This is a genomic window from Moorena sp. SIO1G6 (assembly GCF_010672795.1).
Lineage (GTDB): Bacteria > Cyanobacteriota > Cyanobacteriia > Cyanobacteriales > Coleofasciculaceae > Moorena > Moorena producens.
Map to the genome: position 1 here is coordinate 1 of NZ_JAAHFZ010000018.1, position 24,350 is coordinate 24,350.

The 24,350-nt window shown below is 44.3% G+C and carries 23 protein-coding genes and 2 pseudogenes; 17 read left to right on the forward strand and 8 right to left on the reverse strand.

What is annotated here, in order from left to right:
* Window positions 1–92 precede the first annotated feature (92 nt).
* The 3 genes from F6K63_RS18240 to F6K63_RS18250 all read right to left on the reverse strand — a co-directional run bounded on the left by F6K63_RS18240 (window position 93) and on the right by F6K63_RS18250 (window position 2,963).
* Entirely contained in the window at window positions 93–1,295 is a 1,203-nt protein-coding gene (locus tag F6K63_RS18240; RefSeq protein ID WP_287312819.1) for an RNA-guided endonuclease InsQ/TnpB family protein, read from the reverse strand.
* Between the two features lie 140 nt (window positions 1,296–1,435).
* Window positions 1,436–1,711 (reverse strand): hypothetical protein, encoded by a 276-nt coding sequence (locus F6K63_RS18245; protein ID WP_287312820.1) that lies wholly within the window; start codon window positions 1,709–1,711, stop codon window positions 1,436–1,438.
* 184 nt (window positions 1,712–1,895) lie between these two features.
* Window positions 1,896–2,963: an Mrp/NBP35 family ATP-binding protein gene (locus tag F6K63_RS18250; RefSeq protein WP_502708327.1), complete on the reverse strand. Its 1,068-nt coding sequence runs from the start codon at window positions 2,961–2,963 to the stop codon at window positions 1,896–1,898.
* 266 nt (window positions 2,964–3,229) lie between these two features.
* Here F6K63_RS18250 and F6K63_RS18255 point away from each other — a divergent pair, with 266 nt between their 5' ends.
* The 13 genes and pseudogenes from F6K63_RS18255 (at window position 3,230) to F6K63_RS18320 (ending at window position 15,319) form a co-directional block, all read left to right on the forward strand.
* Window positions 3,230–3,361 (forward strand): hypothetical protein, encoded by a 132-nt coding sequence (locus F6K63_RS18255; RefSeq protein ID WP_287312821.1) that lies wholly within the window; start codon window positions 3,230–3,232, stop codon window positions 3,359–3,361.
* A gap of 214 nt (window positions 3,362–3,575) precedes the next feature.
* Window positions 3,576–3,710, forward strand: coding sequence for a hypothetical protein (locus tag F6K63_RS18260; RefSeq protein WP_287312822.1), 135 nt, complete (start codon window positions 3,576–3,578; stop codon window positions 3,708–3,710).
* 358 nt (window positions 3,711–4,068) lie between these two features.
* On the forward strand, window positions 4,069–4,248 hold the full coding sequence (locus F6K63_RS18265) for a methyltransferase domain-containing protein (protein ID WP_287312823.1): 180 nt from the start codon (window positions 4,069–4,071) through the stop codon (window positions 4,246–4,248).
* A gap of 30 nt (window positions 4,249–4,278) precedes the next feature.
* Window positions 4,279–4,572 carry a class I SAM-dependent methyltransferase gene (locus tag F6K63_RS18270; RefSeq protein WP_287312824.1) on the forward strand — a complete coding sequence of 98 codons (294 nt, stop codon included), beginning with the start codon at window positions 4,279–4,281 and terminating at the stop codon, window positions 4,570–4,572.
* A 94-nt stretch (window positions 4,573–4,666) separates the two neighbouring features.
* On the forward strand, window positions 4,667–4,921 hold the full coding sequence (locus F6K63_RS18275) for a hypothetical protein (RefSeq protein ID WP_287312825.1): 255 nt from the start codon (window positions 4,667–4,669) through the stop codon (window positions 4,919–4,921).
* Between the two features lie 58 nt (window positions 4,922–4,979).
* Entirely contained in the window at window positions 4,980–5,231 is a 252-nt protein-coding gene (locus F6K63_RS18280; protein ID WP_287312826.1) for a 2-oxoglutarate and iron-dependent oxygenase domain-containing protein, read from the forward strand.
* A gap of 42 nt (window positions 5,232–5,273) precedes the next feature.
* On the forward strand, window positions 5,274–6,761 hold the full coding sequence (locus F6K63_RS18285; protein ID WP_287312827.1) for a MurL C-terminal domain-containing protein: 1,488 nt from the start codon (window positions 5,274–5,276) through the stop codon (window positions 6,759–6,761).
* A gap of 223 nt (window positions 6,762–6,984) precedes the next feature.
* On the forward strand, window positions 6,985–7,200 hold the full coding sequence (locus F6K63_RS18290) for a 2-oxoglutarate and iron-dependent oxygenase domain-containing protein (RefSeq protein WP_287312828.1): 216 nt from the start codon (window positions 6,985–6,987) through the stop codon (window positions 7,198–7,200).
* Window positions 7,184–7,852: a 2OG-Fe(II) oxygenase family protein gene (locus tag F6K63_RS18295; protein ID WP_287312829.1), complete on the forward strand. Its 669-nt coding sequence runs from the start codon at window positions 7,184–7,186 to the stop codon at window positions 7,850–7,852. The genes F6K63_RS18290 and F6K63_RS18295 overlap by 17 nt, the downstream gene beginning before the upstream one ends.
* A 205-nt stretch (window positions 7,853–8,057) precedes the next feature.
* Window positions 8,058–9,827: a S8 family peptidase gene (locus F6K63_RS18300; RefSeq protein ID WP_008186187.1), complete on the forward strand. Its 1,770-nt coding sequence runs from the start codon at window positions 8,058–8,060 to the stop codon at window positions 9,825–9,827.
* Window positions 9,824–10,048, forward strand: coding sequence for a hypothetical protein (locus F6K63_RS18305; RefSeq protein WP_008186190.1), 225 nt, complete (start codon window positions 9,824–9,826; stop codon window positions 10,046–10,048). The genes F6K63_RS18300 and F6K63_RS18305 overlap by 4 nt, the downstream gene beginning before the upstream one ends.
* A gap of 425 nt (window positions 10,049–10,473) precedes the next feature.
* A pseudogene (locus F6K63_RS18315) lies at window positions 10,474–11,783 on the forward strand (RNA-guided endonuclease InsQ/TnpB family protein).
* Between the two features lie 1,007 nt (window positions 11,784–12,790).
* Window positions 12,791–15,319, forward strand: a complete 2,529-nt coding sequence (locus F6K63_RS18320) for a CHAT domain-containing protein (protein ID WP_008186198.1) — start codon at window positions 12,791–12,793, stop codon at window positions 15,317–15,319.
* A gap of 79 nt (window positions 15,320–15,398) precedes the next feature.
* On the opposite strand, the gene F6K63_RS18325 is transcribed toward F6K63_RS18320, so the two are convergent.
* Window positions 15,399–15,983: a hypothetical protein gene (locus F6K63_RS18325; protein ID WP_008186201.1), complete on the reverse strand. Its 585-nt coding sequence runs from the start codon at window positions 15,981–15,983 to the stop codon at window positions 15,399–15,401.
* 64 nt (window positions 15,984–16,047) lie between these two features.
* Here F6K63_RS18325 and speA point away from each other — a divergent pair, with 64 nt between their 5' ends.
* Window positions 16,048–18,195 carry a biosynthetic arginine decarboxylase gene (speA, locus tag F6K63_RS18330; RefSeq protein ID WP_008186202.1) on the forward strand — a complete coding sequence of 716 codons (2,148 nt, stop codon included), beginning with the start codon at window positions 16,048–16,050 and terminating at the stop codon, window positions 18,193–18,195.
* Here the strand turns inward: speA and F6K63_RS18335 are convergent.
* Window positions 18,195–18,419 (reverse strand): annotated as a pseudogene (locus F6K63_RS18335) (helix-turn-helix domain-containing protein); the annotation flags it as partial. The gene speA and the pseudogene F6K63_RS18335 sit on opposite strands and share 1 nt — an antisense overlap.
* 282 nt (window positions 18,420–18,701) lie before the next feature.
* Here F6K63_RS18335 and F6K63_RS18340 point away from each other — a divergent pair.
* Window positions 18,702–19,811, forward strand: coding sequence for a homospermidine biosynthesis protein (locus F6K63_RS18340; protein WP_287312830.1), 1,110 nt, complete (start codon window positions 18,702–18,704; stop codon window positions 19,809–19,811).
* A 25-nt stretch (window positions 19,812–19,836) separates the two neighbouring features.
* Here the strand turns inward: F6K63_RS18340 and F6K63_RS18345 are convergent, their stop codons facing one another.
* Complete coding sequence (locus F6K63_RS18345; protein ID WP_287264934.1) at window positions 19,837–20,874, reverse strand: agmatinase family protein; 1,038 nt, start codon at window positions 20,872–20,874, stop codon at window positions 19,837–19,839.
* A 205-nt stretch (window positions 20,875–21,079) separates the two neighbouring features.
* Here F6K63_RS18345 and F6K63_RS18350 point away from each other — a divergent pair, with 205 nt between their 5' ends.
* Both F6K63_RS18350 and F6K63_RS18355 read left to right on the forward strand, forming a co-directional pair.
* The gene (locus F6K63_RS18350) at window positions 21,080–21,343 is read left to right on the forward strand and encodes a ParB N-terminal domain-containing protein (RefSeq protein WP_287264935.1); all 264 of its coding nucleotides are present in this window, start codon (window positions 21,080–21,082) and stop codon (window positions 21,341–21,343) included.
* A 137-nt stretch (window positions 21,344–21,480) separates the two neighbouring features.
* Window positions 21,481–21,960, forward strand: a complete 480-nt coding sequence (locus F6K63_RS18355) for a Dps family protein (protein ID WP_287312831.1) — start codon at window positions 21,481–21,483, stop codon at window positions 21,958–21,960.
* 171 nt (window positions 21,961–22,131) lie between these two features.
* Here F6K63_RS18355 and rppB read toward each other — a convergent pair whose 3' ends face one another.
* Together rppB and rppA are read right to left on the reverse strand one after the other, a co-directional pair.
* Entirely contained in the window at window positions 22,132–23,526 is a 1,395-nt protein-coding gene (gene rppB, locus F6K63_RS18360) for a two-component system sensor histidine kinase RppB (RefSeq protein WP_287312832.1), read from the reverse strand.
* On the reverse strand, window positions 23,526–24,221 hold the full coding sequence (gene rppA, locus F6K63_RS18365; protein WP_287312833.1) for a two-component system response regulator RppA: 696 nt from the start codon (window positions 24,219–24,221) through the stop codon (window positions 23,526–23,528). Before rppA ends, rppB begins: the two co-directional genes overlap by 1 nt.
* Window positions 24,222–24,350 lie beyond the last annotated feature (129 nt).

The window sequence follows — 24,350 nt, forward strand, 5'->3', positions numbered from 1 at the left end:
TGTCACTCGGATTTCACGAGGGATGGATTTTCACCATCATGGTTATCAAGTTGTCATGGTTCTATAACCAAGCAGCTAATCCCCCAAATCCTTTATAGAATATGGTTTCTAGCTAACGAATCACACCTGGCTCCGTTGCAATCGGCGTTGACAATTTCATTATTGGCTGACCGATACAAGCCACGCCTAACCCGCTTCCCAGATTGCTTCCACCCTTGCGCTTTGGCGCACGCTACGCGAACGGGTTTTTCACCAAATGTAGGTAGAAAGTCATTATCTAGAAAACTAGCTTTGCTGGTATAGCTTTCTTCGGTCTCAATGAATTTGATGCCGTGCTGGATGCACAACTGTTCTAGCCGACCCCTTAATCTTGCTGTTGGAATCTGAACATACTGCTGAGTGTTCTTTTTTCCAATTTGGATACCGTCTTTATTGCCTTTGTTCCACCCAAATACTACGGTATCAATTCCGTTCCTTAAACACCAGTTAACAACAAACCTGGAAGCTTTATTGATATTGTCACGCATTTGCCTGTTACGCTTTTCAGTCAGAAAAGCTAACTGTTCGTCCCAGTAATCTTGATGCTTACTTTTTTTTAGTTTTGCGACCTTTTTGTTGTACCACTGGTTTTGAGATTTTACCTTTCTTCCGTCAACGATAAACGATTTTCCGGTCGTTGAGACGCAAGTTAACCAGTTACTTAGTCCCGGGTCAATGCCCAAGGTATTGTTGGTAGGCGAAACAGTTGGCAGATCTGGCTGTTTGTATACGAATTCCAAGTAGAAGTAATTGTTTCTCGGAACAAAACGAAATTCCCTAACTGATTTAAAATCAATATTAGAGGGCATAGGAAGGATGAAGTGGTCAATCCCAAACCATGCTTTAACCTGTTTCCCCAAGGGAAATTTAAGTTGACCATTGACTAGCTTTACCCATCGAGCAGGGTAACTAACTATGGCCATCCCACCTTTCCTTCTGTAGTTAGGAACTCTTGGCTTATTGGTCAACTTGCCTTTTTTATACAGCTTATTTAAGGCTTTGTAAGATTTGAAAGACTCAACAACTCCGTGCAAGGTTTGTTGAGCACAGGCAGACCTCATTGCTTTGAAGTGGACGTTAGTTTTCATTATTTTGTCCAGCTCTGCGTTGTTGAGATACTTACCTGCTTTAAATAAGATTTGCCGACAGTAATAAAGGCCGCAGTTCGTTAGCTTATTGGACTCAGAGCAAATAAACTCTATTACGGCTTTATTATCAGGAGTAGTAGTTATTAGGTGTTGCTGACAACCGTACATTTTGCATCGACCTTTTGCTGTGTTAATTTAATTGTATACCGCAATAATTAGGATGTCAAGTAAATGTCTAAACAAAATGTCAGAAAAGGAAGGCCAAGCCTCCACGGTGAACGAAAAAAATCGTACAGTGTATCAGTTACTCAGGAAGGCTGGAGCAAACTTAAAAAAATGGCAAAGGAATCCGGATTAAGTCTCTCAGAGTATTTTGAAATATTAGCAAGAACTGAACGACTTCCTTGATAGAACACGATAGCCGGGATGAATCCCGGCTCGCTCCACGTCCACTCAATGAATTGAGTGGCTAACTCTCGCTTAATACTTTCCTGTTTTAGCAATGGCTTTAGGCCAAAGGCCAAAGGCAAAAAGCCAAAGGCGTAAGCTGATAACTGAATGCTTACCAAAAGGCAAAAGGCCAAAGGGAACTGGTCTCTATCTTTTTTATTTTATTTCACTAATATACAGTTTAAATCTACAATAGTTTATTAGCCATTAGCGATTAAAAAATTGTTAATGGTGATTTTCCATTTTCTATTTTCGAGTTGCATCCCTTTTGCCTTTTGCCTACAAGCCTTTGTTAATTAGACAGGGCAGCAATGGAAGTTAATTAGACAGGGCAGCAATGGAAACTTTGGCAGCAATCTGAGATGCGATCGCTATCAGTGCTTTAGCCGAGGCTGACTCTGGATTGCCAACAGCGATGGGCAATCCTTGATCCCCTCCCTGCCGTAGGGAAATTTCTAGGGGAATACAACCGAGCAAGGGAATCCCTAGTTCTTTTGAGGTTTTTTCACCTCCTCCAGAGCCAAACAGGTCATACTGACGATCGGGCAAGTCTGGTGGGATAAAGTAACTCATATTTTCTATGATTCCCAACACCGGGACTCCCATTTGCTCAAACATTTTCAACCCTCGGCGGGAGTCTAACAGAGCGACATTTTGGGGTGTTGTCACAATGACCGCTCCTGCCATCGGTACTGCTTGGGCTAAGGTTAGCTGAGCATCCCCAGTGCCTGGTGGCATATCCACAATCAGATAGTCCAATTCACCCCACTCTACTTGATAGAGGAACTGGCGAATAATTCCATTTAACATCGGTCCGCGCCAAATCACTGGCTGGTCTGGATCAATTAGAAATCCCATGGACACTAGCTTGATACCGTGGTTGAAGGCTGGCTCGATCACATCCCCCTGTTTTCCTTTCTGAACCATGACTTTGGCATCAGCTAATCCCAGCATGGCTGGAGCATTGGGACCATAGATATCAGCGTCTAGGAGACCGACTTTAGCCCCCAACTGAGCCAAAGCAACTGCCACATTTACCGCAACAGTACTCTTACCGACGCCCCCCTTACCACTGGAAATGGCTAAAATATTTTTCACGCCCTCAATACCAGTGCGGTCAGGTAAGGATTTTTGCTGAGGTGTTTCAGCGGTAACATCGACTACTACATTTTCTACTCCCGATAGCTGTTTCACTGCCTTCTGGCAATCCTCTACAATAAATTCCCGCAAGGGACAAGCTGGGGTGGTCAACACTAGGGTAAAACTCACTATACCGTTGTCAACCTTGACATTGCGGATCATATTTAACTCCACCAAACTCTTCTGGAGTTCGGGGTCTTGTACCGGTCGTAATACGTCTAAAACTGAATTTGTATCAAGCATCACAGATAGGCGGGCATAGCGTGTGTTATATAAGGCCACGAGGAATGGGGCTACGGTTAGATTGTAGAGCTTTTACGAGGCGAAGTGATTCCCAATCAGACTAAGAAAACAGACCATTGAGGCGATCGTTAGCAACTGTCTCGAACTATTTTTGATTATTTTTATATTTGACTCACAGCCTAACACCTAAGGGGGGTTAGAGGTAATTCCTACTCCGTGAAAACTGAAAACTATGTACTTCAGGAAATCGCAAACCCCTATCAAATATCATGTCTATCGACACTATAGGGTTAATTATACTTATTAAGTACATTCAAGTTTATTATCCCTGTCTTGATGTAGTCGGTGATGGGTTAACCCCCTTTATGTCGGCGCACCCGTCACTACTCCCTACTCCCTAAAACCCACCGGGTTAAGTACCTCATGGGATTGATAAATGCTATAGGTGTTGCCTCCTGGTTGATAGTGAATAGCAACTATCGCCGAGGCCGACGTAAAATTTCGTAACACTAAAACTATCCCTTGTGATAGCTAGATTACAGCGCGATCGAAATTGCAAAATTGCTCAAAAATTTGGTCACTTGCACAAACTATGTTATTCTACGAGAGGCATAAATGCTAGGGAAAAATACGGGCTTAACGAGAGACCCCTTAAAGGAAGTTGTCTGGTGGAGCTATGCTACCAGTTGGGTCTGTGATCACGATGATTCCGATTATCCTGATCAACCATCCCTAGCCAAGATTAAGTAGTTCGACTTTGGAAAACAATGTTGTCATGGGGTTTATCAACCGATGATGACTAAAATTTTTGCAACTCTTCCGCACTAGAGGTTTCTCTTGATAGGAGTTGGGCTGATAACTACTTTCTAGCCCTCTAGACATCAGAGATGTCAAAAGTTGTCAACAACAAGAGGTATTTATTTTTAAGATAACCATTGCTGAACCCAAAAGTGCCAATACAGTTAATAGTTTTGATGCGATCAAGGAAGCCCAAAAGTTTTCTGGAAAGGCTGAAGATCTCAAGCAATACTATGATTAATGGTCAAGGGCTTATGACCAAGATGTTGAGAATGAAGACTATTGTGGCCCGGATTACATTGCTACCTATTTGGATTTGTTACCCAAGCAGGATGGCAAGTTTTTGAATTTACGGAATCCCAAAATCGAAATTTTAGATGCAGGCTGTGGGACAGGCCTTGTCGGTATTGCTTTACGTCGCAAAGACTATCAAAATGTTGATGGGTTTGATTTGTCCCATGGCATGGTTGAAGAAGCTGAAAAAACCTAGGTTTATCGCAATTTAACCGAAGGATGCGATATGACTAAAGCCATCGAAGCCTACCCGGATAATCGCTATGATGCTGCGATTAGTTGCGGAGTTTTCACCCTCGGTCATGTGCCTCCCACAGCCCTCGAAGAAATGATTCGCTTTACTAAGCCGGGGGGATTAGTGGTTGTGAGTACTCGTAAAAGTTATTACGACAGCACAGATTTTCAAGAGGTTTGCGATCAACTCCAAGCTGAAAACAAGGTCAAGCTTGTCAGCTCCATTATTGACGGCCCCTACCTTGCTGAACAAGGTGCTCACTACTGGGCTTTTAGGGTTTGGTGAAGGCTTAATGGTGAACACAGCAGCATAGGTGGCGAAGCCCGTAGGTTGGGTTGAAGAATGAAACCCAACATGATCCCCTTAGCTGGTGTATCTGTTGAGTTTTTTTAGTTCAATCCATCCTACGCAAAAGGGTAGTATAATTGCAGATATCGCAGCTGTACATCTGGCTCAAAGTACCTCAGAAACCCACTTGCGGGCAACTTGGTTATGCCATGATATGCTCACGGTTGACACAGCTACAGGTGGTGCCTGCAATCAAGGGGGTAAGACTTTTGCGCCAGAAGCTCGAGGGCTTGGTGTAGAGCCAAAACTTGATGTTTTGGGTGAGGCGATCGCGGTGTATCAATAACAGGTTTGTATGCAATCAAAAAGTCTACGAGATTAGGAGTAAAATTTTTAGTAATTTTATGGAAAACTTGCCAATTATTTACCTCAAAAAGTTAGGACAAGGAGAGCTGCACGAGATCGAACGATTGTATCTTGCTTGCGACCATCGCGGTTTTTTATATTTGAATGATTATGGTATTGCCAAAGAAGTTATAGAATACACTATCGCTGCTTCTAGGCAATTTGTTAACGCTATCGAGGTAATGCTGAAAGATTACCAATCAATTTGGAAAACCAATGAAGGAGCCGGTCGAGCAAAAGAAATAAGTTAAAATTTCAAGATTCAGGTAAGGTTTGTATAAAATAAAAGCAAAATGCAAATATTAGAAAATAAAAATCATTTCGACTGCCAAGAATTTGATGACTTTCTGATCGAAGAAGTGTACCTAGAAAAGGTTTTAGTGAAACCTGATGAAATATGGTTCCGCTATCTCCTAGACGGGGAAGAAATTGATTGTTCTATAAAGTATGACTCCATCAGTTTAGAAGATAAAAATTTAGGTTATTCTTCTCAGGTACAATGTTGGGCTGTCATTATTGCTGTACTATCTATCCTACGTTTTTCTTCTGTAGTTCCCCAAAAACTTGACTTCAGTAAATATAGTCAATTCATTGACAAAGAATTGCTTGATTTCCTGAAGAATATAATTCCTAAATGCTGGAGTGAAAAGCGCTATCAAGTCGGCAAACTTGCATTCCAAAGTCCAGAAATAAAAGTTAACGAATCAGTACTAGGTCAAGATATAACTTATCCTATTTTCAAGTTAAAAACCGAACAAGGCGCTGTAGATGCAATTATAGGTTCTGGTTCAGGTAAAGATAGTTTACTATGCAGTCTAATTTTACAAAAAGCTGGAATTAATTACGATATTTTAACTTGCTTATACAATGTCTATGGCGATCTTGAAGAACAAAAAGAACTTTTTACTCAAGCAAGTCAACATTTAAACTACAGAAAGCAACATTATATCTACTTTCAGGACTTTTATTACCCTTGGCTTGAACAAAGAGTTAATAATTTTAACATATCTGCTCGCACTCAAGACTATTTTGAGTACAAAAAACTTTTTGGGACTGCTGCTACTGGAGAATGTATCGTTTTACCTTTTATTCTAGCACCCATTCAGGCAATTCATAAAATTCCTCTGCTGCTAGTTGGTCACGAAAAAAGTGCTGATGCTCATAATTTAATTGATAAACATTCAGGAGAAGCAGTCAGACATCAATGGGAAAAAAGCTTAGAAGGTAGTGAAAAAACCGAAGAACAGATGGCAAGACTGTTTACCAATATTAATCATACCAGTTTAATCAAAGCCATTCACGATGTCAAAATATTTGAATTAGTTTTTAAATTAGGAGACCAGCTTCCTTACGCAACAAATTCCTGTAATATCCAAAAACCTTGGTGTTGCCGTTGTGAAAAATGCTGCTATGTCTTTGCTGGTTTCTGCGCTTATGGAGATAGGGAAAAGGTAATCAAAGCTTTTGGAAAAGACCTCTTCACCATGGAAGAAAATTTAGATATTTGGTCAGAATTACTAGGGCTAAAGGGTTACATTCCATGGGAATGCGTAGGAATGAACGAGGAAACTCAACTTTATTTTTACAAGCTTTATCAACAAGGTGTTACAAACCAAGCAATGGATCTCTTTGAAAGGGAAATTTTGACACCCTTACAGAATAGTGGTAAATCGGTAGAAAATTATTTTCAGCAAATTCAGAATCAATTTGGTAAAGTTTATGAAGACCACCATACAATACCAGAATGGTTGTGGAAAAAAATTAGTCCAGTTCTAGGTTAGGACTTGGTTCTCAGCTTTGTGTGCTTTCATAACGTTTGAGAATTTGCTCTAGTTGCGATCGCGTAGCGTATCGCGCTAATTGCTACATGAATCAGGAGATTTATAAATGAATACCTTACCCGTAATCTCGTTAACAAAATTAAAAGACCTCAATGGGTCTAAATCAGGCAACGAAGAACATAAGCGCCTCTACAACATCTGCTTATAACATGGTTTTTTCTATTTGAAAGATCATGGCATTTATGCCGATTTAGTTCAACAAACCATCGACAGCTCTCGTAACTTTTTCCAGTTGCCAGAGCAAATCAAAAAAGCCTACGGCCAAAACAAACAAACCGTTTATCCCAATACGTCTAGGGGCTACTTTCCCGTTTACGGCGAAATCCTCCATGAAGACGTTGGTCCTGATTCCAAGGAACTGTTTGACCAAGGCAATTGAACATCCACCTTCAGACAAGCCATTTACTGGCCCGACCTTGATTCCTGATGATACTGTAGCGCCTGGTTTTGCTGCATCCCACTATCAGCTTCAAGGGGAAATTATGACTAAAATTGTTCCCCACCTTCTCAGGGCACTGGCTGTTGCTTTGAACCTTGACCCGGATTGGTTTGACCCTTATTTTGACGATCCAATCCTGATCTATCGAGCCAATTACTATCCTCCTGAGTATGGCATTGCCGGAAAACACACAGATACCGGCATCTTCACCGTGTTAATCCAAGAGTATTTCCCAACCCCTTCCCTACGGGTTTATGCCAAAAATGCCTGGATTGATGCGGTTTGTTTAGAAGATGCTTTTGTGATTAATTTGGGGGATATGTTGCAATACTGGACGAATGGCTTATTTGTCAGCACTGCCCATGAAGTGATTCATACAAGCCCCAATAGTCGGGTTTCTATCCCTGTTTTTGTCTTCCCTAATTCCAATACAATTATTGAGCCAATGGGAACCAATGAAAAGATTAACTCTACCAACATTATGCTGGAAAACTTTAATTCAGTTTGGGTGACTAAAACAGGGGCAGGTCGAGCTCGGGAATTAAAGTATTCTGAACATGAAAAAACCAAACTAGCAAGGTTACCAAAGTAGCATGATTGGGATTTTGTAAATAAATTACAAAGATTCTAGCTGACCTGTTGCCCCTTCAGCCTTGGTTAACTGCTTTTGGCCGCGCTGCATCGCTACTCCCTACTCCCTACTCCCTACTCCCTACTCCCTACTCCCTACTCCCTACTCCCTTTGCTATATAAGTTATCGTGGTGATTAAAGACTCGCGAACCAGCGACAGATTGCCATGAGAAAATTTTTGATACTGTGTCTGTTTGTAGTAGGGCTGGGTTTTGCCCTGTTTAACTTTAAAGGATTGGCAAATCAGGGGAATTTTGAGTCGATTGTAATCGACTTCCGGGAAGATATCCCAGCTGCTCAACTTAATGAGCAATTGCAAGCGATCGCACAACAATACGAGGTTAATCCCCAACTCAATAGTGAATTTTCAGCAGCGGATCACATTTATATCCTAAAAGGAGATAAACAACTGCTGAATACCCTGAAACAATCAGGACTATCCCAAGCAACAGAATATATTGAACCGAACTATACCTATAGTGCCTTCGAGGTTCCCAATGACCCTGACTATAGTAAGCAGTGGAACCTGCGCAGCATTAATGTAGAATCTGCCTGGGATGAAACCAAGGGTAGTGGGGTAACAGTAGCAGTGATTGACACTGGGGTCAGCGCAGTCCCAGATTTGAAAGATACTGAATTTGTTGAAGGCTACGACTTTGTCAATGACCGGATTGAAGCATGGGATGATCAAGGTCACGGTACTCACGTAGCCGGTACTATTGCCCAATCTACCAACAATGGTTACGGTGTTGCCGGAATTGCTTACGAAGCTAGCCTGATGCCCCTGAAGGTATTGGCAGCCAATGGTGGTGGTACAGTGGCTGATATTGCGGAAGCGATTCGCTTTGCCGCTGATCATGAGGTAGATGTGATCAACATGAGTTTAGGGGGGGCTGGTGAAAGCAATCTGATGGCAGAGGCAATCGACTATGCCTACCACAAAGGTGTTGTCCTAGTGGCTGCTGCTGGTAACTCTAACCAAAATGCTGCCGCTTATCCCGCCCGCTATCCCCATGTTATTGGTGTTTCTGCCCTTGATTCCGCAGGTCTGAAAGCTCCCTACTCTAACTTTGGTGCTGGGGTAGATATCTCAGCCCCTGGTGGCAGTGAAAATGGTAAGATTTTGCAAGAGACGATTGATGGAGAAACAAGCACCCCTGTATTTGCTGGCTTCCAAGGCACCAGTATGGCATCGCCTCATGTTGCTGGTGTGGCAGCTTTAATCAAAGCTAGTGGGATTCAAGACCCTGCTGATGTATTGAATGTACTCAAGCAGTCCACCCGAGCTATAGAAGATGACCCCCTAAACCACTATGGTGCTGGACAATTAGATGCTGGTGCTGCCGTTCAACTCGCTCTGAAAGGACAAATTACCTTCCAAGACTTCTTCCGCTGGTTACGGGATAACGGCTATCTCAATCCTCGCTTTTGGATTGACGGTGGTGTGATCGCCCTGTGGCCAAAGATTGCTATGGTACTAGGTTCCTACCTGTTGGCCTGGTTCTTGCGCAATTATTTTCCCTTTACTTGGAGTTGGTCTCTTGCCACTGGCTTAGTAGCCGGGAGTTCAGGATTATTCTTCCTGAAAGGTTTGTATATCTTTGACTTACCCCAATGGCCCTTCCGAGTCATGGGCAGTTCGATTCCAGAATTGGGTAGCGCTATTGGCAGCAGCAGTTTTCTCAACCCTCTATTTGCCAGTGTTGTGATTCCATTTATTTTAATCGCCCTACTGTTAGGACATCCACAATGGAAGTGGTTAGCAGTTGGTTCAGCTCTCGGTGTGGCCAGTTGCCTAGCCGTGAGTGCTGTGGTTTCACCTGAGCTAATCTGGCTTGGAGGCGGGGTTTTGTCTCGGGTGTTCCTGATTGCCAATGCCTTGCTCTGTTTTGGACTAGCTTATTTAGCCGTTCAAGGGGAGAAACAATCAGCATGACGATCAGCATCACAGGCGTGATTGAGCGCAAAGAGATGGGGTCAGGAGCCTGGGCACTGGTTTCTGACTCAGGGGAAACCTATGAACTCAAGGACACTCCCCCAGAGTTAAAGCAATCGGGAATAAAGGTCACGGTTACAGGAGAGGTGCGAGAGGATGTGATGAGCTTTGCGATGATTGGTCCGGTGTTAGAGATCAAGTCCTTTGAGTTACTCGATTGAGGATCTTACCTCTTAAAGCAAGATAATCAGGACTTACCCATCAAGACCGTTAAAACCAGGTTTATAGTTGTCTTGATGCAGCCGCTCAAAGCTATCCTCAAAATTCACCTACGGATGGGGTGAAACCCCAAGACTCAGTAATTACCAAAAAACTGGGTCTAAAGCCCCGTCCTTGTAGGACGGGAGCATGTCAAATTCGTAGAATAAATGTACTAAAACGACTGATAACTGGTACTCAATCCCGGAAAACACTATAGTTCAAGAGTTTGTAGTTCAAGTGTTCTTACAAAATTGACCTGCTCCCTTCTAGGATTCTAGGACGGGTTTTTACTGAAAATTATCCTGACGATTTTCGCGCTCGTGTGGTATAATAAAATGTTACAGGTAAAGGTGGATATACCTTCGCGGAGCGTGACCTTAGGTAAATGATTATTTTAGAGTTTAAAGCCAAAGGTAAAAAGCACCAATACCAAGCCATTGATGAAGCTATTCGGACAATGAAATTTATCCGAAATAGTTGCATTAGGCTATGGATGGACAAGAAAGGGACTGGTAAATATGACTTAAGCAAATACTGCAAAGTTTTAGCTAAGCAGTTCCCTTTTGCCAATGAATTAAACTCTACTGCCCGCCAAGCTGCGGCTGAAAGGGCATGGTTAGAAGTTACCGTAAGAATAGTGGAGCCTTATTTCATGAGTTTTAACCCTTTTCTGCATAGCCTATCGCCTATAAAGGCTCCACTATTCTAAGGTTTCATCTCCGGTCATCGATATCCCGTTTCTACGATAATTGCCAGAAAAAAGTACCTGGAAAAAAGGGTTTTCCGAAGTTCCAAAAACACTGCCGCTCTGTTGAATACAAGCAGTCCGGATGGAAATTGTCCCCTGACAAAAAGTCGATAACGTTTAGGGACAATAAGGGTATTGGGAAACTAAAACTCAAAGGTACTTGGGACTTGTGGCGCTTCGACAAAAAACAAATTAAGAGGGTTAGGATAGTTCGACGGGCTGACGGGTACTACGTCCAGTTCTGTGTTTCAGTTGATATCAACGAAAAATTAAAACCAACTGGAAACACTGTCGGGCTAGATCTAGGACTGAAGGATTTCTATACGGATTCCGACGCCAATACACAACCCAACCCTCGGTTTTATAGAACGGGTGAAAAGCGTCTCAAGTTTTATCAACGTCGGGTTTACCGAAAAAATAAAGGCTCTGCTAACCGTCGAAAAGCCATTAACAAACTAGGTAGGGCACACCTAAGGATAAGTAGGCAACGTGAAGAACACTGCGCGAGCAATCCCTCGCACGTTGCGTAGCTCAGTCTAACGATTTGATCGCCTACGTTCGCGCAGCGTGCCGAAGGCAAGACCTAAGGGTAAAAAATCTGGTCAAAAACCACTGCCTTGCTAAGTCTATTAATGATGCAGGTTGGTATCAGTTTAGAAAATGGTTGGAGCATTTTGGCGATAAATATGGCAGGATAACTGTTGCAGTAAACCCTGCCTATACTAGCCAGAATTGTTCTAGTTGTGGTGAGGTGGTCACGAAGTCACTATTAACTCGAACCCATACCTGCAAGTGTGGTTGTCAGCTAGATAGAGACCACAGTGCCGCCATCAACATACTCGCGCATAGCCTTGGGTACGGTGGGGCACACCGGAACCTGGGTCGTAGACCCGAACACTTGTGGAGATTTGGCCTCTATTCCTTCTGGTTCCGACCAGATTGAGTAAGTCGAATCGTTGTTCGCGTAGCGTGGCCTACGGCCAAGCAAGAATCCCCAAGCCTTTCGGCAAAGCCGACGCTACGCGAACAGGCCGGGGAGTGTCAACGAGTCTTGTCAAAATCTTTACAAAAACCATAATAAAGCTCAAAGAATACCCCTAGAGCTTCTGCCTAAGACTGAAAAACTGCTTAATACCAAGGATTAGGCACTCTTGACCTGAATTAGCAAAGTTGAGGATCAGGCTGACTAAAATGCTCTGCAGACAGTGATGAAACCCCAAAAGAGTATCTTGGGCAAAATTTCAGATGTTAAGCTAGTTGATAACACGCTTATCATAGTATGGATAAACCTACACCCTAATCCTTCCTCCTGGAAACCTTACTGATTCAGTACATCCAAGGCTGGGTATGAGTACCAATTCCCGAGGGGGAAATTAGCTGCTTGCCAAAGCAATTTCACCTGTTTTAAGTGCTTAAAACCGTGTCTTGATGCAAAGCGCGAGTGGGGGAAACCACGGCAGTTGCTCATGGGTGGAACCCCCAAGACCGCACTGCCTCCCCAAGACCGCCCTGCATCGCTTAATCAGTTCGTGTTTAGAGGAAAAGGAGCAAGCAAACTAATCTATAGAGATGGCTACATATAGTGGGTAACACCTTACCACCCAGTGAAAAAAAATCCCCAGCTCACCAAAGTGAACCGGGGGTGTCAATCAGGGTGCATCTACCATTTCACTTTTCCGAGATTGGTGATAGCAATCCGGAAAAATCTGGGTAAAGTGGCACCCAAATGCTGGAATTAGGAAATTTTCTGATTCAAAACAATTAACAGAGTATGCCTTGGAAACCTTAAATAAAAAACGGCATCAATACCATGAGCCAACAAGAATTTTCCCCTAAAGGAATACTCCTCAATAAGCAAATACTAAACAAATATTCAAGAATTTTTAAACCTTCAGCCAAAGCTCGTCACTATGAGCAAAATTGATCCCTTGAAATTGAGCAAAATTGGGCAACAGTGGCACAGGAATTCCATATCTCCGTAACCCCCTTAGGAAAACATGATGATTATCTGGTGCGCATCGAACGAGTGGCACCGGGAGTCTCATTGGCAGAAGAACAAGTCAGTTGGCCGGTAGAAGAATGGTTAACCCAGGCCAAGCAACTGATGAATGACCCCCTATTTAGTGTCCTGCAGGGTAGGGCAGCTGGGGTGGATGGCAGTTTTGCCATGCCATCTTGGGGAGAACCGTACTCTCAATCCTCTTTAAACTTAGTTGCCTTGGGTCAGGAGCTATACAATGCCCTATTTAAAGGAAGCTTGCGCGATAGCTGGATGATGGCGCAAGCGATCGCTCAAAATCAACGGTCGGTTTTGCGGCTGCGTCTGGGATTGAAAGGTACAGAATTACCCCGCCTACCTTGGGAAGTACTCCATGCTGGGGATCGTCCCCTAGCCACAGGAACTGATGTGGCTTTCTCCCGCTACCAGATGACCAAAGGCTTGATTAGACCAGTTCCGAAGCCTTTGTCTCCACCGAATCAACCTCTGAAAATTTTGATGGTGATCGCGGGTCCAAGTGATCAAGAAAGTTTAGAACTCTTACAAGAAGCATCTCACCTGAAAGAAGAACTCCGCCATCGTTCACCCAATGGACCCCCAGCGATTCATCTGACAATTCTGGAACAGCCAGGACGGGAACAGTTAACCCAAGCCCTGGAACAAGGAAAATATCAAGTCTTCCACTATGCTGGTCACTCTAACCTAGGGGAATCAGGTGGTGATGTCTACCTGGTTAGTAAAAAAACTGGTTTGACAGAGACCGTAAGGGGTGATGATCTAGCGGGATTGTTAGTTAATAATGGTGTCCAGCTGGCTGTATTCAACTCCTGTCGTGGTGCTCATACAGCTGCTTCACATACCCAAGAAAACGGTAACGATCAAAATCTCGCCCAAGCACTGGTTAAGCGCGGTATTCCTGGTGTTCTAGCCATGGCAGAGCGTATTCCCGATGAGGTAGCCCTGACCCTAACCCGACTATTATACCGTAACATCAATCAGGGTTATCCCATTGACCTAAGCCTCTCGCGAGCTAGACAAGGACTCATTTCTGCTTATGGCTCGAACCAGCTTTATTGGGCATTACCTGTTCTCTATCTGCATCCGGAATTTGATGGTTTCCTGACCAATGATGACCACAGTTATGACCGAACTCAAATATTTAGTCTGCCCGATCCTCCTGGAATGTCTGTAGGGTTAGACCCAGAAGAGGCGTTTTTTACACCACCAGCAGATAATAATTCTACCACATTCTCAGAATTTGAGGAAGAGTCAGCTCTTGTCTCTAGGGGAGAAGCTGAGTATGACCATGAAAGTCTCACTGGTGTAACACCGGGTTTAGAATCCCATGAACTAGAAGCAGACGATCCCGCTGCTTTCATTAAGGGATTGCTGGATCAGCTCAATACAGAGGCTCAGGGTGGGGAATCACAAATAGCAGCATCGAATTTAGAGGGGTTATCCCAAAACCCTTACTCAGAGGCTGCTCAGAAGAACTTACCAGTCCATACCCCAAGTCAACTACCTGCTGCTTCGAAAGCTTCAGCTGCAACCCTGACAGCGGCTTTGTCTAGCGAGGGCTCAACCCAATCAGCTCCAAACCTTGAGGATTCTACAGCAGAACTTGAGGGGAAAAAGGTCACTAATCCTAAACAGAAGGGTTCAAGGTTACCACGTTCACCAGTGTGGATCGGACTAGGAGCAACGGGAACTCTGGCCTTGGTACTTTTGGGGGTTTGGTTTTTCCAGAACCCTCCTAGTCCTGGGCTAGGCAGACAATTACCACCAGGTCTCTCCAAACCTGTTGATTACTCAAATGTGAATTTGACAAAGGCTAAGACTAAGACCGTCACAGCGATCGCAATTCAAGCATTCAGTGAGGGGAATATTATTCGAGGAACCGAAGCTGTCAGGGCATTGCTAGACCGGGGTGCATTACCCCAGGCTTCTGCTGCCCTTCAGGAAGTTCCCTCAGAACAATTGAATAAGTCAATGGTGAGTTTTTTAAGAGGGCGTCTGGCATGGCAGTCGATCCAGACAGGCTCGGATGAATACAGTTTCGATGATGTCAGACGTTATTGGGAAAGAGCAGTCAAACAAGAACCTGACTCTTGGACTTACCGCAATGCCCTAGGGTTTGCCTATTACGCTGAAGGCAAATACGAGCGAGCTAACCAAGCTTGGTATGATGCATTGTACAGGAGTAGCAACAAGAAACCTACAACAGTTGGATCTGGAAAATCCAGCAATTCCCAAAAATGGAATACCTATGCTGGCTTAGGGCTAGGCTTGTGGAAATCGGCTCAAGAACAAAACGGATCTAAGCGGGCGAGCTTGTCCCAACGATCCCTCAAGCTACGGCAACTGGTGCTCACCAATGACCCCATTAACTTCAAACCTGATGCCTTGAGCAAGAACTGGCTTTGGTCACAGCAAGCGATTAAAGATTGGCAATCCCTGTTAGAGGTTAGAACTTCTAACAATTGACGGTTAACCGTCAAGCGTCAAGAGTGAACAAAGGGCAAATTAAGGGCACATTAAATAAATCACCACTAGCATCAGCTGATTATTGATCCCGCATCAAGGAAGACAGAGAGCGGCGCTTACGCATATCCATCATGTTGGCAAGAGTCTCGTCTTGAGGATTGGTCTGATCAGTAGGCTCTGGTGGCAAAACCGTTACCTCGGTCTGTTGGTCATCACTCTTGTTTTGTGATGGTAATAATGGTAATGATTTGACTGGTTGTTGTTTGCTAGTAGCCTTACGGCGTCTAGAATTACGGCGTCGCCTTCTACTGCTGACACTAGATGTTATCGGTCTTTTCGGTTTCGTTTTCCGGCTTGGAAATTTTAGAGCCTGAGTAAGCAATAAGCAACCGCTGGCGCAGCCTACAGCAACAACACCAAACAAAGACAGAGGCACAGCCTCTTTGGCCGCTGATGCCCGCAGTTGAGCCAGAGCTGGTTGTGGATTATTGGCTTCTTCCTCAATCGGTCCAGGATCAATCAGACCAATAGTTGCTATGCTACCGGCTAAGACCATAACAACCCAAAGCCCAACCCAAACAGCAATCTGATAATTGTATATTAGCTTTTGGATGGACTGGAAATAATCTTGCTTTTGAGCCTGATGACCAGATGGTTTAGACATCGACGCTCACGATTAGTTAAAAAACACGCTGACGGCATTTTAGCATGGCTTGTCAGTTCGACCAATGTCTTTAAGGAGGTTATTGGTGACACTACAGCGTAAATCCCAGTTTCAAGAGTATTTAACCCCTGAGACGACTACTGAGACTACTAATGAGACTACTACAGGGTTCTCGACTCAAAATCCTACAGATTATGGTGTTAAGTTGATAGACTCATCCTGTTCTCAAATCCCTAACCAGAACCAAGATCAGAAGACCTCTAAATCTTGGACAATTGAGAAAAGTGAGGAGCTTTATCAGATCCAAGGCTGGGGAGAACCCTACTTTGCCATTAACACTGCTGGTCATATCATGGTTTCCCCTAAAGGCAATGGGGGCGGCTCGTTGGATTTGTTGGAACTGGTAGAATCCCTGAAGCAGCGCAACTTGGGACTACCATTATTAATCCATTTTTCAGATATCTTGGCAGACCAGATAGCGCAATTAAACGCCTGTTTTGCCCAAGCCATTACTCGCTACAAATACCCTGGTCGTTACCAAGGAGTCTTTCCGGTTAAATGCAACCAGCATCGACATGTGGTAGAGGATGTCGTGTATTTTGGTCAACCTTATCAATTTGGTTTAGAAGTCGGTTCTAAACCTGAATTGATGATTGCTCTAGCAACATTGCTCACTCCGGATTCCCTAATTATTTGTAACGGCTACAAAGACCGGGAATATCTTGAAACTGCCCTTTTAGCTAGGCGATTGGGACATAATCCGATAATTGTCCTAGAACAGCTAGAAGAAGTGCAGCTAATTATCGAGGTAGCTGCTGAGTTAGGAGGCATCACACCAGTGCTGGGGGTGCGAGCCAAACTGAGTACACAAAGCATGGGTCGTTGGGGAAACTCTGTAGGAGATAGAGCTAAATTTGGTCTGAAAATTCCAGAAATACTCCAAACCATTGACCAGCTACGAGAGGCTGGAATGCTTGAGTCATTGCAGCTGTTGCACTTCCACATCGGCTCTCAAATCTCTGCCATTAGCGCAATTAAAGATGCTATTCGCGAAGCCAGCCAAATTTATGCTGAGCTCAAGGGATTAGGGGTGAATATGCAGTATCTAGATGTAGGTGGTGGGTTGGCAGTGGATTACGATGGCTCCAAAACAAACTTCCATGCCTCCAAAAACTACAACATGCAGAACTATGCCAATGACATTGTGGCTGCGGTGAAGGAAGCTTGTGAGGAACATCAAATTCCGGCACCAACACTCATTAGTGAAAGTGGTCGTGCGATCGCATCCCATCAATCAGTCCTGATCTTTGATGTTTTGAGTACCAGTGATGTCGAATCTCAATCCCCTCCACTGGCAACGGAACAAGACCATCTAATTATCCGAAATCTTTGGGAAACTTACTGTACTATCGACCTTGAGAATTACCAGGAAGCTTATCATGATGCCATCGAGCTTAACCAAGAAGCAAAAAGCCTGTTTAGTTTAGGCTATCTGAGCATTACCGAGCGGGCTAAAGCCGAGCAGCTTTATTGGGCGTGCTGTCAAAAGATTCGGGAAATTATCAGAACACAAGACTATGTTCCTGAGGATCTAGCAGACCTGGAAACGATCATGGCATCAATTTATTATGTCAACCTATCAGTCTTCCAATCAGTGCCAGATTGCTGGGGAATTAACCAGCTATTTCCGATTATGCCCATCCATCGGCTGGATGAAGAACCAACTCAAAGGGGGATCCTGGCTGACCTTACCTGCGATAGTGATGGTAAGATTGACCAATTTATTGACCTGCGGGATGTTAAATCGTTGCTGGAACTACATCCTTTGCGCAAAGCCGAGGAGCCAGAGAGAATTTCTAATTCCAAATCCCAAATCCCAAATCCCAAATCCAAAGAACCCTACTATTTGGGTTTCTTCCTAGTCGGTGCCTACCAAGAGATTATGGGGAATTTACACAATCTTTTTGGTGATAGTAACGCAGTTCACATCAAATTAAGCCCCAGAGGGTATGAAATTGAACACGTGGTTAAGGGAGATACAATCACGGAAGTTTTGGGTTATGTGCAGTATGATGCTGAAGATTTGGTGGAAGGTATGCGCCGCCGCACAGAACAGGCGTTGCAAGAGAACCGAATTACTTTGGCAGAATCTCAACGGCTGCTGGAAAATTATGAGCGGAGTTTGAGGAGTTATACCTATTTGAGTTCGTGACTATTTTGTTGAAGATGGTAGCTAGGGAACGGAGTATCAGCTGGGATGATGTATTCCTTTGACAAAGAACATCTATCCACATCACACTTTCGACTTGCCAACCAGTCTTTCAACTCCCTCAGAGCGTAGTTGTAGACGCCGCGACAAGTCTCTAACCACTCAAGTATTTGAACTTGCTGGCTCGCACTTGGATAGATTCGGTAGCGATAGTTCATCATCAACATACATTACAGTCTACCATCAATACACAAATTCGTAGATGTATTTTTCTCACCCCTTGAAGGGGTGAGAAAAATACTGGGGGAGTCGATGTATCCCCCAAACCCCCTCGCAAGTTAAGCTCAGGACTTACCTAGTAACTCTAATTGTAGGGAAAGCTAAAAAAAATTATAGAGTTTGGTGCTCAGTTTCATGAATCATGAACCATCAATCTTGAGATTACAGAATGTTGCTCATTAAGTTATAACGGTCGTTAAGCGCAAGTTTTCTCCAGTGATTTGACTAACATGCCCACCAAAGAAAATCGCTTTTTGCAAGGGCGTAAAATCGCTCCCCGTCCGATTACGGCACAAATCCCAATCACAGAGTTGATCGACCAGACGTTTCTAGCCTACAATTCTGGTCGATTACGAGAAGGCTGCCAATTATTGGTAGAGCGGATGTTGCAGCCCAACGTAACGGTGGGTTTAAGTTTGACAGGAGCATTAACCCCCGCAGGCTTAGGAATGGCCGCAGTGATCCCACTGATGGAGGCAGGGTTTGTCGATTGGATAGTATCTACGGGAGCCAATCTCTACCACGACACTCACTTTGGCATCGGATTGGAACTCCATCAAGGGCGGCACGATATCAGTGATGTGGTATTGCAGAAAGAAGGGGTTGTTCGGATCTATGACATTTTCTTCGATTATGACGTGCTGCTATCAACGGATAAGTTCTTTCGTCAGATCATTGAACAGCCTGAGTTTAAGGGTCGAATGGGAACGGCAGAGTTTCACTACCTCTGCGGTAAGTACATTGCTGCACGGGAGCAGACATTGGGACTGAAAAACCAATCCCTGCTGGCGGCAGCTTATCGGTTAGGAGTCCCCATCTATACCTCCAGCCCTGGAGATAGTTCGATTGGGATGAATTTAGCAGCGCTAGGGTTGCAGGGAACCGGACCAGTCATTGATGTGTCCTTGGATGTGAATGAAACGGCAGCAATTGTACTGGCAGCTAAAAACCATGGGGGAGCCAGTGGAATTTGGATCTTGGGAGGTGGCTCGCCGAAAAATTTTATGTTGCAGACGGAACCGTATCTTCAAGAAGTCTTGGGTATTGATGAGAAGGGGCATGATTACTTTCTTCAGGTAACTGATGCCCGTCCAGACACAGGGGGTTTGTCAGGAGCAACCCCATCGGAGGCGGTCTCTTGGTGCAAGCTTGATCCACAGAAGTTATCAGAAACAGTAGTGGTTTATTGCGACTCGACTATTGCTATGCCCCTACTGACAGCTTACTGCCTAGCAAAGGTAGCGCCTCTTCCTCTAAAACGCCTCTATGACCAACGAGAAGCTTTACTGGAGCAGTTGAAAGAGGCACATTTGACTACCCAGGCGACAGGAGTCAGATAAAAATTTAGTGATGGTGATTTTTTGATTAATTAGTCCTATACCTCGTCAAACAGGCAAGCTTGTACAAAATTCTAGCCCCAACATTGCCATCCCACTCATCCCCAGAGTCTCCGGGAGCAACTTCGCACAGATCAAAACCAATAATAGTTTTTCCAGCTTTGACTAGCGATCGCACTAAATACATTGCCTGATTAAATTCTAATCCTCCCGGCACAGGAGTACCTGTATTGGGACAATAGGCGGGGTTCAATCCGTCAATATCAAAGCTAATATAAACTTTATTCGGTAAATTAGCAATAATTTCCTGACACTGGGCTGCCCAGGTTATACCTTCGTAAGTGTTAGCTTTGAGCTGCCAGTCATCAAACACTACAATCCGGCGATCGCTGTTTGCCCAAGACATTTCCTCTTCACAAACATCTCGGATGCCAACCTGAACTAAACGATTAATCTGAGGTAGGGTCAGGGCATTGTACATGATCGAGGCATGGGAGTAAGTAAACCCCTCATAGGCTTGCCGGAGATCGGCATGGGCATCAATTTGTAAAATCCCGTATTCATCGTGTTGCTGTGTTAGGGCTTGCATTAACCCAAGAGGAACACTGTGATCGCCACCGACGATGGCAACCAGCTTGCCTTGCTCCAGCAGTTCCAGTGCCTGAGTGTAAACCCAGTTGTTGAGACCAGCACAGGCTTGATTAACGATTGCTAACTGTTTTGCGATCGCATCATCATCCACATTGCCACCAGCTTCTAAATACTGAATAATCTCTTTAGCTATCAACCTCATGGCACGATTTTGGTCAAGGAGAGCTGAGTTAATCGGTATAGTTCCACACCTCGTTTCCCAAGCTTGGGGTACATCAAAGTCGTACCAATCTAACTGTACCGAAGCATCTAAAATTCCTTGGGGACCGTTTGCTGCGCCCTCTCGGTAAGATGTGGTCACGTCCCAAGGAACAGGCAGGAAAACGATTGAAGCCTCCTCAACCGAATAGGGCAAGCCAAAGAAGCAGCCATTGGGCACAGTAATCTCATTAGGATTAAAACTGGCTTGATTCATTAGCCCTTGGTAAATTTTTCCTATTCTACCCAACCCTTGTCCCTACGGGCATCCTTGTATTAGGGATTAGGCACGCTTACATTAGGGACACTTACATTAGGCACGCTTACATTAGGTACTAAAACCCTTAACCCAACCCCTAACCCCTAACCCCTAACCCGCAACCCCATTACCATCAAAACTAAATTGACAAATTACTAGCACTATGATATACATCAAAGAAATTCCCCTAGAGCAAATCCGCCGTCCCCTACCACCACAAAATGATCCAAACAAGGTGGCGGCGCTAATGGAATCAATTGCCAAAGAAGGTTTGCTCGAACCCATTGATGTGTTAGAAGTAGATGGGCAATACTATGGTTTTTCCGGTTGCCACCGTTACGAAGCACACCAGCGTTTAGGAAAAAAAACCATTAAATGCCGCGTGCGTCGCGCTCCTCGGTCGGTCTTAAAACGGCATTTAGCCTGAAAATTAGCAATTTTGGGACAAAAATAGCTTCATCCCTTGGGTGTATTCCCAAGGAAACCAGAATTGCTTAAAGTTAAGCTGTTTAAAGCTTACCGTCGCTACTATTAGTTTTGAGTAGGAACCTTTAGGAGAGTACTATGGCAACGATTGTACCTGTCAATATTGGTATTGATGAACAAGACCGCAAAGAGATTGCTGAGGGACTGTCTCGTCTGCTAGCGGACACTTATACCCTATACCTGAAGACCCATTACTTCCACTGGAATGTTACTGGACCAATGTTCAACTCCCTACACCTGATGTTTGAGCAACAGTACAATGAGTTGGCTTTAGCAGTAGATGCGGTAGCAGAGCGGATTCGTACCCTAGGCTATCCTGCTCCTGGCAGCTACAGTCAGTATGCGCAATTATCCTCCATCCCCGAAACCAGCGATGTTCCGGATGCTGAGGAAATGGTGCGCTTGCTAGTGGAAGCTAATGAGGCAGTGGTACGAACTGCACGGTCTGTTTTCCCAGCCGCTGAACGTGCTAACGATGAGTCCACAGCTGACCTGTTGACCGAACGGATGAGCATACACGAGAAAACGGCTTGGATGCTGCGCAGTATTTTAAAATAAGCTTATGAAGGATTAAGTATGAAGGATGAAGTATTAGGTATTAGGTATTAGGTATTAATCATGAAGGATGAAATAGTCTAATTTATTGGTTGTTAAATAACTGGTATGCTTTGACATATATCTATTTATCCCTCAATATTTTCCTTTCTTCCTTTATCTTTCATGCTTCACTTAGGAGTTTGATTGGAAAAAAACTGGAGCACTAAAGTGTTCCTTATCGAAGGAAGTAACTGGCTTGGGCAATCGAAGAGTAAACCTACTACCAACACCTCGTTCGCTGTATACTTGCAAGCTACCGTGGTGGGCAATAGCGATCGCATTAGCAATTGCCAGCCCTAATCCAGAACCTCCTGTGTGACGAGAGCGATCGCTATTGACTCGATAAAACCGATCAAAAATTCGCCCTTGGTCTTCTTGGGCAATACCAATCCCCGTATCTTCTACCTGGATCACCGCCTGTTGGTCGCTCTTGTCTAAAATAACAGTTACTTTACCACCCACAGGGGTGTATTGGATACCATTAATAATTAAATTAGAAACTAGGCGATAAAGCTGCTCAGAATCACCCACAACCTCCAGAGGAGTTGGCACTCGCACCGAAGATGTCAGTGTAATTTCGGAAGCGATTGCCAAGGCTGCCAATTCCTCAACTAAATCGCTAACCAGGTCATTGAGACAGCATGTCTGGTGACGTACAGATGCTGGTTGTCTATCTAAGCGAGACAACAACAACAAATCCGCAACTAACTGAGTCAGCCGCTGATTTTGACGTTCAACAATTTCAAGAATGTTTCGTGCTTCTTGTTGATCCAAGCTAGGCATCAAAAGTGCCGACTCAACCGTTGCCAGTGTCGCAGCTATCGGTGTCCGTAGCTCGTGGGCAGCATCAGCGGTAAACTGTTGAATCTGTCTGTAGGATTGGTAAATAGGTTGCATCGCCAACCCTGCTAACCACCAACTGCCACTGCCGACTAAGATCATTGCCATTGGCAGCCCCAATACCAAGATTAATTTTACCGTATTGAGGTACTCCTTGAGGTATTGGAAAGAGTGCCCCACCTGCAAATACCCCCAATCCCGCTGATCTTGAGTATGTAGCGATAGAGAAATTTGGTGATAGGAGTTGCCCTTACCATCGGACAGGGTTTGCCAAGGTGCTTGATTAAACACGTGGGGTAATCCCTCTGGGTAAGTTCCTGCAATGGCAATTAAACGTCCTGAGGTATCAAATAGCCGGATGTAGTAGTGAGCTTGGCTAACAGCACTGAGGATGTGGCGTTGGGGACTAACCAGTGGTTTAGAACAGTTAACTCCAACGATACACAGATTAGGTAAAAGTTCCCCAATTATTGGCTCTACCCGTCCCGGTTCCTTGAGTTTCCATTCCAGACTATCATGGAGTGTCCCCGCAACGGATTTTAACTCCCGGTCTGAAGTGACTAAATGGGTATGAGCGATCCCTCTGTAAACACCAAATCCCAACAAGCTCAAAATAAACCCCATGACAATGGCATAGGAAAGTGCTAATTTTCCACGAGTCTGGTTAAATAGCTTATTTTGATTCATTATTTTTTCAGATTGAGACGATACCCCAAACCATGCACAGTTTCAATGGGAATGCTGGAGTTGATTGATTCGAGTTTCCGACGTAGCAGGCGCATTTGAGCCGCCACTACGTTACTAATTGGTTCTGCATTCACTTCCCAAAGTTGATTGCGAATTTGGTTGGTGGTCATCACCTGATTGGGATGCTTCATAAAATACTCTAAGAGCTGGAATTCTTTATTCGTGAGTGGAACGTGGAGTTTCTCACCGTTAGCAGCAAGACGATAAACCGTTCGGTTACCATAATCTAGAATAAGGTCACCCACCTGAAGTTGTTGGGGCTGGAGTAGGGGTGTTCGCCGGTGCAAGGCTCTAACTCTTGCTAGCAACTCTGCCATTAGGAACGGTTTCACTAAATAGTCATCGGCTCCCGTATCCAAACCCATCACTCTATCTTCTAAGCAGTCTTTTGCCGTTAGCATCAAAATAGGTAAGGGATTATTACGATAGCGTAACTGACGCAGTAACTCTAGTCCGGATAGCCCTGGTAGCAACCAGTCGAAGATAGCTAAGGTATATTGGGTTTCGTGGTTGTTTAAATAACCCCAAGCTTCAGTACCGTTAACAACCAAGTCCACCACATACTTCTCTATATTCAACGCTCGCTTAATTGCAGCACCCAAGTCTGGCTCATCTTCAACTAGCAGTACTCTCATCTTTCTTTTCCCGCTGGATACTTTGTCTATAGTAGCGATATGCGGGAAAGAAAGCGGCGCAACGCTTAACTTTCCTTGGATAAATTAGCTTAAAGCTGCACGCACCTATAGTCAATGTATGTAATAGCA

What these genes read in the sequence shown, in the direction of transcription:
- F6K63_RS18340 (WP_287312830.1), top strand. Translation starts at nt 18,702, where the DNA reads ATGCCCACCAAAGAAAATCGCTTTTTGCAAGGGCGTAAAATCGCTCCC.
- F6K63_RS18325 (WP_008186201.1), bottom strand. Translation starts at nt 15,983, where the DNA reads ATGTCTAAACCATCTGGTCATCAGGCTCAAAAGCAAGATTATTTCCAG.
- rppA (WP_287312833.1), bottom strand. Translation starts at nt 24,221, where the DNA reads ATGAGAGTACTGCTAGTTGAAGATGAGCCAGACTTGGGTGCTGCAATT.
- F6K63_RS18260 (WP_287312822.1), top strand. Translation starts at nt 3,576, where the DNA reads ATGCTAGGGAAAAATACGGGCTTAACGAGAGACCCCTTAAAGGAAGTT.
- F6K63_RS18345 (WP_287264934.1), bottom strand. Translation starts at nt 20,874, where the DNA reads ATGAATCAAGCCAGTTTTAATCCTAATGAGATTACTGTGCCCAATGGC.
- F6K63_RS18355 (WP_287312831.1), top strand. Translation starts at nt 21,481, where the DNA reads ATGGCAACGATTGTACCTGTCAATATTGGTATTGATGAACAAGACCGC.
- F6K63_RS18305 (WP_008186190.1), top strand. Translation starts at nt 9,824, where the DNA reads ATGACGATCAGCATCACAGGCGTGATTGAGCGCAAAGAGATGGGGTCA.
- F6K63_RS18280 (WP_287312826.1), top strand. Translation starts at nt 4,980, where the DNA reads ATGGAAAACTTGCCAATTATTTACCTCAAAAAGTTAGGACAAGGAGAG.
- F6K63_RS18240 (WP_287312819.1), bottom strand. Translation starts at nt 1,295, where the DNA reads ATGTACGGTTGTCAGCAACACCTAATAACTACTACTCCTGATAATAAA.
- F6K63_RS18300 (WP_008186187.1), top strand. Translation starts at nt 8,058, where the DNA reads ATGAGAAAATTTTTGATACTGTGTCTGTTTGTAGTAGGGCTGGGTTTT.
- rppB (WP_287312832.1), bottom strand. Translation starts at nt 23,526, where the DNA reads ATGAATCAAAATAAGCTATTTAACCAGACTCGTGGAAAATTAGCACTT.
- F6K63_RS18350 (WP_287264935.1), top strand. Translation starts at nt 21,080, where the DNA reads ATGATATACATCAAAGAAATTCCCCTAGAGCAAATCCGCCGTCCCCTA.
- F6K63_RS18270 (WP_287312824.1), top strand. Translation starts at nt 4,279, where the DNA reads ATGACTAAAGCCATCGAAGCCTACCCGGATAATCGCTATGATGCTGCG.
- F6K63_RS18255 (WP_287312821.1), top strand. Translation starts at nt 3,230, where the DNA reads ATGTCTATCGACACTATAGGGTTAATTATACTTATTAAGTACATTCAA.
- speA (WP_008186202.1), top strand. Translation starts at nt 16,048, where the DNA reads ATGTCTTTAAGGAGGTTATTGGTGACACTACAGCGTAAATCCCAGTTT.
- F6K63_RS18285 (WP_287312827.1), top strand. Translation starts at nt 5,274, where the DNA reads ATGCAAATATTAGAAAATAAAAATCATTTCGACTGCCAAGAATTTGAT.